Origin of the sequence: Micromonospora sp. GCM10011541, assembly GCF_042650725.1 — a bacterium.
GTDB lineage: Bacteria > Actinomycetota > Actinomycetes > Mycobacteriales > Micromonosporaceae > Micromonospora > Micromonospora sicca.
This window is the reverse complement of the sequence record NZ_JBHSBP010000055.1, coordinates 40,635-54,000: the sequence shown is the minus strand read 5'-3', so window position 1 is coordinate 54,000 and position 13,366 is coordinate 40,635. Positions and strand designations below refer to the sequence as shown.

Below are 13,366 nucleotides of genomic sequence, written 5' to 3'. Positions count from 1 at the left end.
CTCCATCCGGGCGTCGCCGATGACGCCCTCGCGAGGGGTGGCGCGGGTCGCGCGCGTACTCGAGGGAAGCGGGAAGGCCGCCGCCGGGTTGCGACGGCGGCCTTCTCCGGTGGGACTCAGCCCTGGGCGCCGAGGCGCTCCAGGATCAGCTCGCGGACGGTCTTGGCGTCGGCCTGGCCGCGGGTGGTCTTCATGACCGCGCCGACCAGCGCGCCGGCCGCCGCGACCTTGCCGCTGCGGATCTTGTCCGCGACGTCGGGGTTCGCGGCGATCGCCTCGTCCACGGCGGCGGTGAGCGCGCCGGTGTCGGAGACGACCTCCAGGTTGCGGTTGGTCATGACGTCGGTCGGCGAGCCCTCGCCGGCGACCACGCCCTCCAGCACCGTCCGGGCCAGCTTGTCGTTGAGCTTGCCGGCGTCGACCAGGCCCTGGAGCTCGGCGACCTGCTCCGGGGTGGCCCCGACGTCGGCCAGTTCCACGCCGGTCTCGTTGGCCCGCCGGGACAGCTCCCCCAGCCACCACTTGCGGGCGGCGGCCGGGGTGGCGCCGGCGGCGACCGTGGCCTCGATCAGCTCGACCGCGCCGGCGTTGAGCACCGACTGCATGTCCAGGTCGGACAGGCCCCACTGCTCCTGGAGCCGGCGGCGGTGCAGCCGGGGCAGCTCCGGCAGGGCGGCCTTCAGCTCGGCCACCCAGGCGGGGTCCGGCGCGAGCGGCACCAGGTCCGGCTCCGGGAAGTACCGGTAGTCGGTGGCGGTCTCCTTGGACCGGCCCGGCGTGGTGTCGCCGGTGTCCTCGTGGAAGTGCCGGGTCTCCTGGGTGATCTTCCCGCCGGCGTCCAGCACCGACGCCTGGCGCAGCATCTCCGACCGGACCGCGCGCTCGACCGACCGCAGCGAGTTGACGTTCTTGGTCTCGGTGCGCGTGCCCCACTCCTCGCCCGGCAGGTTCAGCGAGGTGTTGACGTCACAGCGCAGCGAGCCCTCCTCCATCCGGACGTCGGAGACGCCCAGCGTGCGGAGCACGTCCCGCAGCTCGGTCACGTACGCCCGGGCCACCTCCGGCGCCAGCGCGCCGGTGCCGGGAACCGGCTTGGTGACGATCTCCACCAGCGGGATGCCGGCCCGGTTGTAGTCGACCAGCGACTCGGTCGCGCCGTGGATGCGGCCGGTGGCGCCACCGACGTGCAGCGTCTTGCCGGTGTCCTCCTCCAGGTGCACCCGCTCGATGCCGATCCGCACCAGCTCGCCGTTGACCTCGACGTCCAGGTAGCCGTCGAAGCACAGCGGCTCGTCGTACTGGCTGATCTGGAAGTCCTTCGGCATGTCCGGGTAGAAGTAGTTCTTCCGGGCGAACCGGCTCCACTCGGCGATCGAGCAGTTCAGCGCCAGGCCGATCCGGATCGTCGCCTCGATGGCCGCCTTGTTGGCCACCGGCAGCGAGCCGGGCAGGCCCAGGCAGACCGGGCAGACCCGGGTGTTCGGCTCGCCGCCGAAGTCCGTCGGGCAGCCGCAGAACATCTTGGTGTTCGTGCCCAGCTCGACGTGGGTCTCCAGGCCGATCACCGGTTCGTAGCGCGCGACGACCTCGTCGTACGCGGGCAGTGTCGTGGTCATCTGAGCTCCTGCCTCACAGCGCCGGTGGGGTGAACGTGCCGACCACGGACTCCAGCGCGGCGGCGACCCGGTACATCCGGTCGTCGGCCATCGTCGGGGCCATCACCTGGAGGCCGACGGGGAGCCCGTCGGAGAGGCCGCAGGGCACCGAGATGCCCGGGCCGCCGTACAGGTTGGTCGGGATGGTGAAGAGGTCCGCCAGGTACATCTGGTACGGGTCGGCGGTGCGCGCCCCGATCGGGAACGCCACGAACGGGGTGGTCGGCGAGATCAGCGCGTCGACCTGCTCGAAGGCGGCGGTGAAGTCCCGGGTGATCAGGGTGCGGACCTTCTGCGCCTGCCCGTAGTAGGCGTCGTAGTAGCCCGAGGAGAGCGCGTACGTGCCGATGATGATGCGCCGCTTGACCTCGGCGCCGAAGCCGGCCTCGCGGGTCAGCGACATGACCTCCTCCAGCGACCGGTTGCCGTCGTCGCCGACCCGCAGGCCGAACCGCACGCCGTCGAACCGGGCCAGGTTGGAGGAGCACTCGCTCGGCGCGATCAGGTAGTACGCCGGCAGCGCGTAGCGGAAGTGCGGACAGGACACCTCGACGATCTCGGCGCCCAGCTTGGCCAGCGCGTCCACCGACTCGCGGAACGCGGCCATCACGCCCGGCTCGGCGCCCTCGCCGGTGAACTCGGTGACCACACCGAGCTTCACCCCGGTCAGGTCGCCGGTCGCGCCGAGCTTCGCCGCGGCCACCACGTCCGGCACCGGCTGCGGGATGGAGGTGGAGTCGCGCGGGTCGTGGCCGCCGATCACCTGGTGCAGCAGCGCGGCGTCGAGCACCGTACGCGCACACGGGCCGGGGGTGTCCAGCGACGAGGAGAAGGCCACCAGGCCGTACCGGGAGGTGCCGCCGTAGGTGGGCTTGGCGCCGACGGTGCCGGTGACCGCGCCGGGCTGGCGGATCGAGCCGCCGGTGTCCGAGCCGATCGACAGCGGGGCCTCGTACGCGGCGAGCGCGGCGGCGCTGCCGCCACCGGAGCCGCCCGGGATCCGGTCCAGGTCCCACGGGTTGTGGGTCGGGCCGTACGCGGAGTATTCGGTGGAGGAGCCCATCGCGAACTCGTCCATGTTCGTCTTGCCGAGCATCACCGTGCCGGCGTCGCGCAGCCGCTGCACGATCGTCGAGTCGTACGGCGGGCGCCAGCCCTCCAGGATCTTCGACCCGACGGTGGTCGGCACGCCCTTGGTGGTCAGCACGTCCTTGACCGCGACCGGCACGCCGGCCAGCGGGCCCAGCTCCTCGCCGCCGGCCCGGCGCTCGTCCACCCGGCGGGCCGCGGCCAGCGCGCCCTCGCTGTCGACGTGCAGGAACGCGTGCACCCGGTCGTCGACGGCGGCGATCCGGTCCAGGTGGGCCTGCGTCACCTCGACCGCAGAGGTCTCGCCCTTCGCCACCAGCCCGGCGATCTCCGTCGCGGTGAGCTTGATCAACTCGCTCATGAAGCCACATCCTCGTCCAGGATCCGCGGAACGCGGAACCGCTGCTGGTCGACGTCGGGCGCGCCGGACAGCGCCTCCTCCGGGGTCAGGCACGGCGTCACCACGTCCTCGCGGAGCACGTTGGTCAGCGGCACCGAGTGGGAGGTCGGCGGGATGTCCGCCGCGGCGACCTCGCCGACCTGGGCGACCGACTGGAGGATCACGTCGAGCTGGCCGGCGAAGGTGTCCAGCTCCTCCTCCGTGACGGCGAGCCGCGACAGTCGCGCCAGGTGCGCGACCTCCTCGCGGGAGATGGCGGCCATCGGTGCCCCCTTCGTGGCTGTCCTGCTGCGTCTGCGTGTGCCGGCCGCGCGGTCGAGGTGGAGATGACGCGCGGTGACCGGAGCGAGTCTATTGTCCTGCGCTCGCACCGACGCCTCCGACTCCCCCTCCACCCGCCCGCCGGGGCGTCACCTGGTCGGCCGGCGGGGCACCTGCGCGTCCGCCGTCACCGCCGGGCGCACCGGCCGGTACCGGGCCAGCCAGGCGGCCAACTCCTCGGCCGGCATCGGCCGGGCGTGGAACCAGCCCTGGGCCACGTCGCAGCCGGCCGCGTGGAGCAGCCGCCAGGTCCGCTCGTCCTCCACGCCCTCGGCCACCACCCGGAGCCCCAGCGCCCCGGCCAGCTCGATCATCGAGCGGACGATCGCGGCGTCGTCGGGGTCGTCGGCCATCCCCAGCACGAACGACCGGTCCACCTTCACCTCCGACAGCGGCAGCCGGCGCAGGTGCTGCAGCGACGAGTAGCCGGTGCCGAAGTCGTCCAGCGCGATGCCCACCCCGATCCGGTGCAGCTGGGAGATGCTGGCCAGGACCCGTCGGGGATCCGCCATCAGCGCCCCCTCGGTGATCTCCACCTGCAGCCGGTCCGGGCGTACCCCGTAGCGGGCCAGCCGGTCGGCGATCTGGTCGGCGATCTCCCCGGTGTGCAGGTCGCGGACGCTGACGTTGAGCGCGGCGCGGAGGATGATCCCCGCCGCCGACCACTTGGCCAGCTGCTCGACCACGTCGTCCACCACCCGCCGGGTGAGCAGCCGCATCACCGCGCTCTGCTCGGCGACCTGGATCAGCTCCCCCGGATCGACCATGCCGCGTCGGGGGTGGCGCCAGCGCAGCAGCGCCTCGACCCCGACGACCTCCCCGGTGGCGATGGCGATCTGCGGCTGGTAGTACATGGTGATCTCGCCCGGGTCGCCGGCCGGATCCGCGTCCCGCCCGGGCGCCGCGCGCACCCGTCCGGCGTCCGCGCTGTCCCTCGGCCCGACCCCCGTCGGCGCGGCCCCCGCCGGCCCGGCGTCCCTCGGCGCGGCGTCCCTCGGCCCGGCGTCCCTCGGCCCGGCGTCCCTCAGCCCGGCGTCCCTCAGCCCGGCGTCCCTCGGCGCGGCGTCCGTCGGCGCGGCGTCCGTCGGCGCCGTGGAGACCGGACCGGTGAACGCCGGACCGGCGGTGGGCACGTCGGCGGGCACGCCGTTGACGGCCGCCTCCGCGGCGGCCGACCGGGCCGCCCGGCGGCGGATCGGGTCCGCGCCGGTGACGATCTGGTTGATCAGCTCGTCGTCGTGCCGGATCTCCGGCCGCTCCCGCCGGCGCCGGAAGCGCCACCGCCCCGGCTCCGCGCCGCCGCGCGGGCCGCCGGCCGCGTGCCCGTCTACCGCGGGTGGCAGCGCCGCGCCGGCCGAGAGCACGGCGCCGTCGCCGCCACGCGCCCCGGCCGGATCGGGCACCGCCGGCCCCGCTTCGAGTACGCGACGCAGGTCGGCCAGGAGGCTCAGCCGCTCCGCCGAGTTGTGGTCGGACTCGGCGGCGTACACGGCGATCGTGTCGTTGCGGTGCTTGGCGTCGTACATCGCCACGTCGGCGTGGCGCATCAGGGTGGCGAAGTCCTCGCCGTGCTCGGGGAAGATGGCGATGCCGATCGAGCCGCCGACGTCCAGTGGCAGGCCGTCCAGGGACACCGGCTCGGCGAGCGCGCCGACCACCCGGTCGGCCAGCGCCCGGGCCTCGTCGGTGCCGGTCAGCGCCGGGACCACGATGGCGAACTCGTCCCCGCCGAGCCGGGCGACCAGGTCGCCGTCGCGTACCACGTCGGTGAGCCGGGCGCTGACCTCGACCAGCAGCCGGTCCCCCACCGCGTGCCCGAGGGCGTCGTTGACGTGCTTGAACCGGTCCAGGTCGATGAGCAGCAGGGCGAGGTGCGCGTCCGGCGCCCCCCGGGCGGCCCGCTCCGCGTGCAGGTGCACCTGCTCGGCCACCTCGGCCAGCAGCGCCTTGCGGTTGGGCAGCCCGGTGAGCGGGTCGAGCGCGGCGAGCTGCTCCTGCTCGGCGGCGAGCCGGGCCATCCGGTAGACCGCGAAGAGCGGCACCAGCACCAGCGGGATCAGCGCCGCGCTGGCCCGGGCGGCGGCGACCAGCACCGGGGCGAGCAGCAGCAGCGAACCGGTGGAGAGCAGCTCGTACGCCAGGCCGAGCCGGACGCTGGGCCACCAGCCGTCGCCGAAGCGCAGCCGGATAGCGCTGGTGACCAGCCCGTAGTTGACCGCGAACCAGGCGACGGCGGCCCCGCCGACGGCCCCGACGTCGGTCCAGTGCAGCCGGCCGCCGTCGAAGATGGCGCCCGGGCCGAGCCGGGTGACCCAGTACGCGGCGCCGAGGGCGCAGGCGTACTGGGCGGCGTTGAAGGCGGTGCGCCACGGCGCATACCCGAGCCGCCAGCCGGACACGGCGACCGCCACCGCCTGCACGGCGACCGCTGGACCGAGCCCCCAACCGAGCAGGATGGCGAAGCTGAAGCAGGTCGACGGGAAGACGGCGGAGGTCTGCCTCCGGCCGGGCGGGACGAAGGGACGCGCGTCGCAGGCGACGGCGAGCGCCGCCATGGTCCAGAACGCCGCCGGCATCCGGTGCAGCCGATCGGGCAGGCCGGCCAGTGACCCGGCCGAGATCAGCACGGCCAGGGCGAACACCGCGGCGACGAAGCCGAAGAACGGCGCCACGCGTCCGGGCGGAACGGAGTTGCGCGGATCGGCGGCCTCCATCGCACCTCCCGGGATCGGCCGTGGCGTGCTCCGCTCACACGCCGTGCACCAATGAAACGCCCTCGGTCCCGGTTTCCCCGACATGACAGTCACGAATCGGTCGTAGTCGTAATTAAGTTGGAATACGCGCAGACCCCGCCCCGACCCGCGGCGTCACTCCTCGGTGCGGGCGACGCCCCGGGCGGCGTCCGGGCCGGACTCCAGCAGCACCCGGAAGCCCTCCTCGTCGAGGACGGGCAGCTTGAGGCTGACGGCCTTGTCCGCCTTGGAGCCGGGGTTGTCCCCGACCACCACGAAGCTGGTCTTCTTGGAGACCGAGCCGGTCACCTTGCCGCCCCGGCTCTGGATCGCCTCGGACGCCTGGTCCCGGCTGAACCCGGCGAGAGTGCCGGTCACCACCACGGTGAGCCCCTCCAGCGGCCGCGGCCCCTCGTCCACCGCCTCCTCGGCCATCCGTACGCCCGCCTCGGCCCACTTGCGCACCACCTCGCGGTGCCAGTCGACGGCGAACCACTCCTTGATGCTGGCGGCGATGATCGGCCCGACACCGTCCACCGAGGACAGCTCCTCCTCGGTGGCCGCCTCGATGGCGTCCATCGAGCGGAAGTGCCGGGCGAGCGCCTGCGCCGCGGTCGGACCGACGTGCCGGATGGAAAGCGCGACCAGCACCCGCCACAGGTCCCGCTGCTTGGCCTCGGCCAGGTTGTCCAGCAGCTTGACGGCGTTGCTGCCCAGGCTGCCGTCCTTGTTGACGAAGAAGGGCGAGCGGGCGAGCTGTTCGGCGTCGAGGGCGAACAGGTCACCCTCGTCGGCGATGATCTGTGCGTCGAGCAGGGCCGCGGCGCCCTTGTAACCGAGCACCTCGATGTCGAATGCGCCCCGGCCGGCCAGGTGGAAGACCCGCTCGCGCAGCTGCGCCGGGCAGCTGCGGGTGTTGGGGCAGCGGATGTCGACGTCGCCCTCCTTCGCCGGGGCGAGCGGCGTGCCGCAGGCCGGGCAGGTGGTGGGCATGACGAACGGCCGGGCGTCGGCGGGCCGCAGGTCGACCACGGGGCCGAGCACCTCGGGGATGACGTCGCCGGCCTTGCGCAGCACCACGGTGTCGCCGATCAGCACTCCCTTGCGCTCGACCTCACGGGCGTTGTGCAGGGTCGCCAGGGCGACCGTGGACCCGGCCACCCGCACCGGCTCCAGCACGGCGAACGGGGTGACCCGGCCGGTCCGCCCGACGTTGACGTCGATGTCGAGCAGCTTGGTGGTCACCTCCTCGGGCGGGTACTTGAAGGCGATCGCCCAGCGCGGCGCGCGGCTGGTCGAGCCGAGGCGGCCCTGGATGGAGACCGGGTCGACCTTGACCACCACGCCGTCGATCTCGTGCTCGACGTCGTGCCGGTGCTCGGCGTAGTAGGCGATGTATTCCGCGACGGCGGCCAGGTCGGGCACCACCCGCCAGCGGTCGCTGGTCGGCAGCCCCCACGCCTTCAGCGCCGCGTACGACTCGGACTGCGCGGCCGGCTGGAACCCCCTGCGGGCGCCGATGCCGTGCACCACCAGGCGCAGCGGCCGGGAGGCGGTGATCCGCGGGTCCTTCTGCCGCAGGCTGCCGGCGGCGGCGTTGCGCGGGTTGGCGAACGGAGCCTTGCCCTGCTCGACCAGGCCGGCGTTCAGGTCGGCGAACGCGGCGAGCGGGAAGTAGATCTCGCCGCGCACCTCCAGGAACTCGGGCACCTCCGGGAAATCGTCGGAGGCGGTCAGCTTCGCCGGTACGTCCCTGATGCTGCGCACATTGGCGGTGACGTCCTCGCCGATGCGCCCGTCGCCCCGGGTGGCGGCGCGGACCAGCCGGCCCTTCTCGTAGGTCAGGTTGATGGCCAGGCCGTCGACCTTCAGCTCGCAGAGGTACGGCACCGGACCGCCGGCGTCCCGCTCGACCCGCTCGGCCCAGGCGGCCAGCTCCTCGTCGGCGAAGGCGTTGTCCAGCGAGAGCATCCGCTCGGCGTGGGTGACCGGGGTGAACTCCGTGGAGAAGGTGCCGCCCACCCGCTGGGTCGGCGAGTCGGGGGTGCGCAGCGCGGGGAACTCCGCCTCCAGCGCCTCCAGCTCGCGCAGCTGCTTGTCGAACTCGGCGTCGGAGATGGTCGGCGCGTCGAGGACGTAGTAGCGATACTGGTGCTCGGTGAGCTCCTGGCTCAGCGTCGCGTGCCGCTCCCGCGCCTCCGGGGTCGGCTCGGCGCCCGCCGCCGCCTCCTGCGCGGGGCTGACCTGCTGGGGAACCGCTTCCTCGGACACCCTGCCGCCTTCGGACACCGCGTCGACCTCCCGTGATCGTGCTTCCCCCGCACGGTAGCGGTCGGGTCGGACAACCGTCCCGCCACCCGCCCTGACCAGGTTCGCCGGCCCCGCCGCGCCCCGCCCGCACCCCCGCCGCGCCGACCGGCGGAGCGGCCGGGGGCGTGCGAGGATCGCCGGACGGCGGCGAGGCGCGCCCGCCGGAGGGCGAGAGGCAGGGGCGGATGCCGGAGTGGGCGCTGTGGGCGGCCGCGATCGTGCTGGCCGTCGTGGCCGGCTGGCTGTGGAGCGAGTGGCGCCACCGGACCGCCGGGCGCCCGCCCGGCCCGGGGGACAGCGGCCGGACCGGCACCCGTCCCGGTCGCGGCGGCACCCGGTCCGGCGGGGCCGGCACCCGCCCCCGGGGCGCCGAGCAGTCCCGGGGTGGGACCACCGCCCCGCCCCGGCCACGCGGGGACCGGCGGCCGGCCGGCGCGCCGCGCGCCGGCGAGATCTGGTGGGCCGACGTGCCGTACGCGGACGGCACGGGCTCGAAGGTGCGCCCCTGCCTGGTGCTGCGCGCCGACGACCGGGGCGCCGACGTCCTCAAGATCACCAGTCAGGACAAGTCGGACCGCGACGACCACGTCCGCATCCCGACCCGGGGCTGGGACGCCGACGCCGACCACGACAGCTTCCTCGACGTCAGCGAGCCCATCCGCGTCCCCGTCACCGCCTTCGAGGACCGGGCCGGCACCTGCGACCAGACCCTCTGGCGCCAGATCCGCCGCCTCCCCCACCTGACCCCCTGACCCCGCCCCGGCCCTGGCCGGGCAGGGGCCCGAGCCGGGCACGGGCCGGGGTGGGCGCTGGGTGGGGTCAGTCGTGCGGGGTGGCGAGGGTGGTGAGCTGGTCGGCGTACTCGATTCGGGTGGACCAGTCGGCGGGCCAGGCGGCCATGCCGTGGGCCGCGCCGACGAAGGCGCCGGCCAGGGCCGCGATCGAGTCGGAGTCACCGGCGGTGGTGGCGCCGCGGGCCAGCGCGCCCACCGGGTCGTCGGCGTGCCGGATGGCGCAGAGCAGCGCGGTGGCGAGCGCCTCCTCGGCGATCCACCCTTCGCCGGTCTGCCGGCACGGGTCACCGCCGTCGTCCGGTGCGGCCAGCGCGGCGTCGAGGCGCGCGAGGGCGCCCAGGCACTCGTCCCAGCCCCGGGCGATGAACTCCGCCGGCGTCGCCACCCCCGGACGCTGCCAGAGGTCGCCGAGCCAGTCGGCCCGGTAGACCGACGCCTGCGCACGGGCCCGGGCGGTCAGCAGCCCGGGCAGGTCGGCCGGCGCGGCGCCGTCGCGCAGCAGTCGGACCGCGTACGCGGTCAGCTCGCTGGCCGCCAGGCCGGTGGGGTGACCGTGGGTCAGGCCGGCCTGGAGCTGGGCCAGCCCGGCGAGCGTGTCCAGGTCGACGTCGAGGAGGCCGATCGGGGTGACCCGCATGTTCGCGCCGCAGCCCTTCGAGTCGGCCACCGTCGCCTCCTGCCAGCGGGTGCCCCGGGCCAGCTCGGCGCAGGCCCGCAGGCAGGTCATTCCGGGTGCGCGGTTGTTGTCCGGACTGGCCGCCCAAGCCAGGAAGTGCCGCCGCAGCAACGGCTCGACCGCCTCCGCGGTGAACGCGGGCGCGTCGTGCAGCGCCCACGCCACGGCGAGGGCCATCTGGGTGTCGTCGGTGACCAGCGCCGGGTCACCGGCCAGCTCGCGAGGGCCGGCCGGGCCGTACCGGCGCTCGATCTCGGCGACGGTGAGGAACTCGGTCGGCTTGCCCAGGGCGTCGCCGTAGGCCAGACCGAAGAGCGAGCCGGAGGCCCGGCGGAGCGAGGTGTCGATCACGGTGGCGATCATGCCCCGTGCCCGCAAGCCCCGCCAGGTCGGCGGGGGTCAGTCCCAGCAGAGGCAGAACGGGTGCCCGGCCGGGTCGGCGTACACCCGGAAGCCCTCCCCCTCGCCCGGCAGTAGCCGGGCGCCCAGGGCCAGCGCCGCCTTCTCGGCGGTCTCGATGTCGTCGACGGTGACGTCGAGGTGGAACTGCTGGGGCCGCTCCGGGTCGGGCCAGGCCGGCGCGCGCAGGCCGGGCGCCCGCTGGAAGGCGAGCCTCGGCAGGTGACCGGGCGGGCCGCCGAGCACCACCCAGTCGTCACCGTCGGAGTTGTCCTCGATCAGCGGCAGGCCGAGCAGCTCGGCGTAGAAGCCGGCCAGGGCCCGCGGGTCGGGGCAGTCGATCACCACGGAACGCAGCTGTCCAATCATGGCGGTCATCCTGCCCCACAGGTACGACGGAAAACCTCACTCCTCGTACAGCCGGCGGCCGGCGTCCCGGCAGGCGGTGAGGACCGCGCGGGCGTAGCCCGGGGTGGCCCCGGCGAGGCCGCAGGCCGGGGTGACCACCACCTGCTCGGCGAGCCGGCGGCGCGGGAAGCCGAGGCGGTCCCAGAGTTCGCGTACCCGGTCGGCGACCTGGGTGGACGTCAGCGCGCGACCGGCGGGCGGCGGCAGGGTCGGCGCGGCTCCGGCCAGCAGCCCGAGCCCCGCGTCGATCGCCTCGCCGAGCGGATCCAGGTCGGTGATCAGGCCGACGTCCAGCGCCACCCCGACCGCCCCGGCGGTCCGGATCAGCTCCAGTGGCACGTCCGGGGCGCAGCAGTGCACCACGGTCGGCACCCCGGCCGCCTCGATGACGGTGCCCAGCAGCGTGCGGGCGACTTCGGACTCCACGGCCCGGTGGGCGCCGAAGCCGCTCTCGGTCGGCACCCGACCGGCCAGCACCGCCGGCAGGGACGGCTCGTCGAGCTGGAGCAGCACCGACGCGCCCGGCAGCCGCCGGCGTACCGCCTCGACGTGCCCGCGCAGCCCCTCGGCGAGCGACCCGGTGAGATCCCGCACCGCGCCGGGATCGCGCAGCAGCTTGCCGCCGATCGGCAGCTCCAGCGCGGCGGCCAGGGTGAACGGGCCGCCGGCCTGCACCTTGACCGGTCCGGCGTACGCCTCGGCCTGCTCGGCGAGCTGGTCGAGGTCGCGTTCCATCAGGTCACGGGCGCGCCGCAGGTCCTTGCCGGGGCGCGGGGCGATCCGCCAGCGGGCCGCGTACAGCTCGACGGGCAGCTCGACCAGCAGGCCGCCGGTGCGGCCGATCAGGTCGGCGCCCGGACCGCGGGCGGGCAGCTCGGGCAGGTGGGGAAAGGCGGGCAGCTCACCGAGCACGATCCGCTGCGCCTCGGCGATGTCGGTGCCGGGCAGCGAGCCGATGCCGGTCGCCGCCCCGGCGGGCCAGGGCCATGCGTGATCAGTCACGCGCGAAGACTATCCGCTGCGCCGGCCCCTGCCCGACGGGACGGCGCTCCCCGCCGGATGCTCGCCCCTACCGGGCGACGGCGGCCCCTGCCGCATGCTGGCCCCGGCCGGCAAGGTCCCTGCGAACCAGCACGACGGCCGGCAGGTCCGGGGCCCGCAGCATCGCCAGCCACGCTATGAAGCTGATGACGTCAACGGATCGGCCGTCCTCAACTACTCGGCGGAGAATCTGTCGCCGCGGGTCGCATCCCCGGGTCTGATTCAGCTACGACATCAGCTTCGTAGCGTGGTGCGGGGGTATCCCGCCGGGCGGTGGGCGCGCATCGGCGTCGCCGATCGGCCCGGTGACGGGCCGCCGCCCGACCGCCAAAGCCCGGAGCGAGGTATCGCCGCCCGGAACAAGGCGCCGCGGGTCGGAGCAAGGCGCCGCAGGGCGGCACCCACCTCGATGGCCGTCCGGGGCAGCCGGCCCGGAGGCGGTCAGCCGGTGATGGTCGCCGAACCCAGCACCACGTCCCCGGCCGGGTCCGGCCGGTACGCCACGATGGCCTGGCCGGCGGCGACCCCGCGGACCGGGCGGCGCAGCTCGGCGGCGAGCCCGTCGGCGGAGACCTCGACGGTGGCGGGCACCACGTCGCCGTGCGCCCGCAACTGCACCTCGCACTCCACCGGCGCGGTGGGCCGCTCGCCACCCGTCCAGACCGGCCGGGTCGCCCGGACCTCGGAGACCTCCAGCGCCTCGGCCGGGCCGACGGTCACCGTGTTGGTCTTCGGGGTGATGGAGAGCACGTAGCGGGGGCGGCCGTCCGGGGCCGGCCGGTCCAGGTGCAGGCCGCGCCGCTGGCCGACGGTGTAGGCGTAGGCGCCGGTGTGGCTGCCGACCACGGCGCCGCTGACCGCGTCGACCACGTCGCCGGGGGCCTCGCCGAGCCGCTGGGCGAGGAAGCCGCGGGTGTCGCCGTCGGCGATGAAGCAGATGTCGTGCGAGTCGGGCTTGTCGGCCACCGCGAGGCCGCGCCGGGCGGCCTCCGCGCGGACCTCGGCCTTGGTGGAGTCGCCGAGCGGGAAGATCGACCGGTCCAGCTGCGCGCGGGTCAGCACCGCGAGGACGTACGACTGGTCCTTGGCCACGTCGACGCTGCGTCGCAGCAGGCCGTCGCGGCCGAGGCGGGCGTGGTGGCCGGTGACCACCGCGTCGAAGCCCAGGGCCACGGCCCGGTCCAGCACCGCGGCGAACTTGATCTTCTCGTTGCAGCGCAGGCAGGGATTCGGGGTACGACCGGCGGCGTACTCGGCGACGAAGTCGTCCACCACATCCTCATGGAAGCGGTCGGCCATGTCCCAGACGTAGAACGGGATGCCGATGACGTCGGCGGCCCGCCGGGCGTCCCGGGAGTCCTCCAGGGTGCAGCAGCCGCGGGCGCCGGTGCGGTAGGTCTGCGGGTTGCGGGCCAGCGCCAGGTGCACCCCGGTCACGTCGTGCCCGGCCGCCACCGCCCGCGCCGCCGCCACGGCCGAGTCCACCCCGCCCGACATCGCCGCCAGAACCCTCACCAGCCCACTCCCTTCACCCCACCGAG

At 74.8% G+C, this 13,366-nt stretch carries 10 protein-coding genes; 1 reads left to right on the top strand and 9 read right to left on the bottom strand.

Annotation, left to right across the window (positions count from 1 at the left end; genetic code table 11):
* Positions 1 to 116: 116 nt before the first annotated feature.
* The 5 genes from gatB to ligA form a co-directional block, all read right to left on the bottom strand.
* Positions 117 to 1,616, bottom strand: coding sequence for an Asp-tRNA(Asn)/Glu-tRNA(Gln) amidotransferase subunit GatB (gene gatB, locus ACFOYX_RS22370; RefSeq protein ID WP_109800462.1), 1,500 nt, complete (start codon positions 1,614 to 1,616; stop codon positions 117 to 119).
* A 13-nt stretch (positions 1,617 to 1,629) separates the two neighbouring features.
* Positions 1,630 to 3,105 (bottom strand): Asp-tRNA(Asn)/Glu-tRNA(Gln) amidotransferase subunit GatA, encoded by a 1,476-nt coding sequence (gene gatA / locus ACFOYX_RS22365; RefSeq protein ID WP_322441644.1) that lies wholly within the window; start codon positions 3,103 to 3,105, stop codon positions 1,630 to 1,632.
* Positions 3,102 to 3,407: an Asp-tRNA(Asn)/Glu-tRNA(Gln) amidotransferase subunit GatC gene (gene gatC / locus ACFOYX_RS22360; protein WP_109800464.1), complete on the bottom strand. Its 306-nt coding sequence runs from the start codon at positions 3,405 to 3,407 to the stop codon at positions 3,102 to 3,104. The genes gatA and gatC overlap by 4 nt, the downstream gene beginning before the upstream one ends.
* A 147-nt stretch (positions 3,408 to 3,554) precedes the next feature.
* Positions 3,555 to 6,179: an EAL domain-containing protein gene (locus tag ACFOYX_RS22355; RefSeq protein ID WP_322441645.1), complete on the bottom strand. Its 2,625-nt coding sequence runs from the start codon at positions 6,177 to 6,179 to the stop codon at positions 3,555 to 3,557.
* A 153-nt stretch (positions 6,180 to 6,332) separates the two neighbouring features.
* Positions 6,333 to 8,468, bottom strand: coding sequence for an NAD-dependent DNA ligase LigA (gene ligA, locus ACFOYX_RS22350; RefSeq protein ID WP_322441646.1), 2,136 nt, complete (start codon positions 8,466 to 8,468; stop codon positions 6,333 to 6,335).
* Between the two features lie 164 nt (positions 8,469 to 8,632).
* On the opposite strand from ligA, the gene ACFOYX_RS22345 reads away from it, so the two are divergent.
* Positions 8,633 to 9,259, top strand: a complete 627-nt coding sequence (locus ACFOYX_RS22345; RefSeq protein WP_322441647.1) for a type II toxin-antitoxin system PemK/MazF family toxin — start codon at positions 8,633 to 8,635, stop codon at positions 9,257 to 9,259.
* Positions 9,260 to 9,326: 67 nt separating this feature from the next.
* Here the strand turns inward: ACFOYX_RS22345 and ACFOYX_RS22340 are convergent, their stop codons facing one another.
* The 4 genes from ACFOYX_RS22340 to mnmA all read right to left on the bottom strand — a co-directional run bounded on the left by ACFOYX_RS22340 (position 9,327) and on the right by mnmA (position 13,340).
* Positions 9,327 to 10,340, bottom strand: a complete 1,014-nt coding sequence (locus ACFOYX_RS22340; RefSeq protein WP_322441648.1) for an ADP-ribosylglycohydrolase family protein — start codon at positions 10,338 to 10,340, stop codon at positions 9,327 to 9,329.
* A gap of 36 nt (positions 10,341 to 10,376) precedes the next feature.
* A complete protein-coding gene (locus ACFOYX_RS22335) occupies positions 10,377 to 10,745 on the bottom strand; it encodes a VOC family protein (RefSeq protein ID WP_322441649.1) in 369 nt (122 codons plus the stop codon).
* A gap of 36 nt (positions 10,746 to 10,781) precedes the next feature.
* A complete protein-coding gene (locus tag ACFOYX_RS22330) occupies positions 10,782 to 11,786 on the bottom strand; it encodes a methionine synthase (RefSeq protein WP_322441650.1) in 1,005 nt (334 codons plus the stop codon).
* A 480-nt stretch (positions 11,787 to 12,266) separates the two neighbouring features.
* Positions 12,267 to 13,340, bottom strand: a complete 1,074-nt coding sequence (gene mnmA, locus ACFOYX_RS22325) for a tRNA 2-thiouridine(34) synthase MnmA (protein ID WP_322441651.1) — start codon at positions 13,338 to 13,340, stop codon at positions 12,267 to 12,269.
* Positions 13,341 to 13,366: the final 26 nt, after the last annotated feature.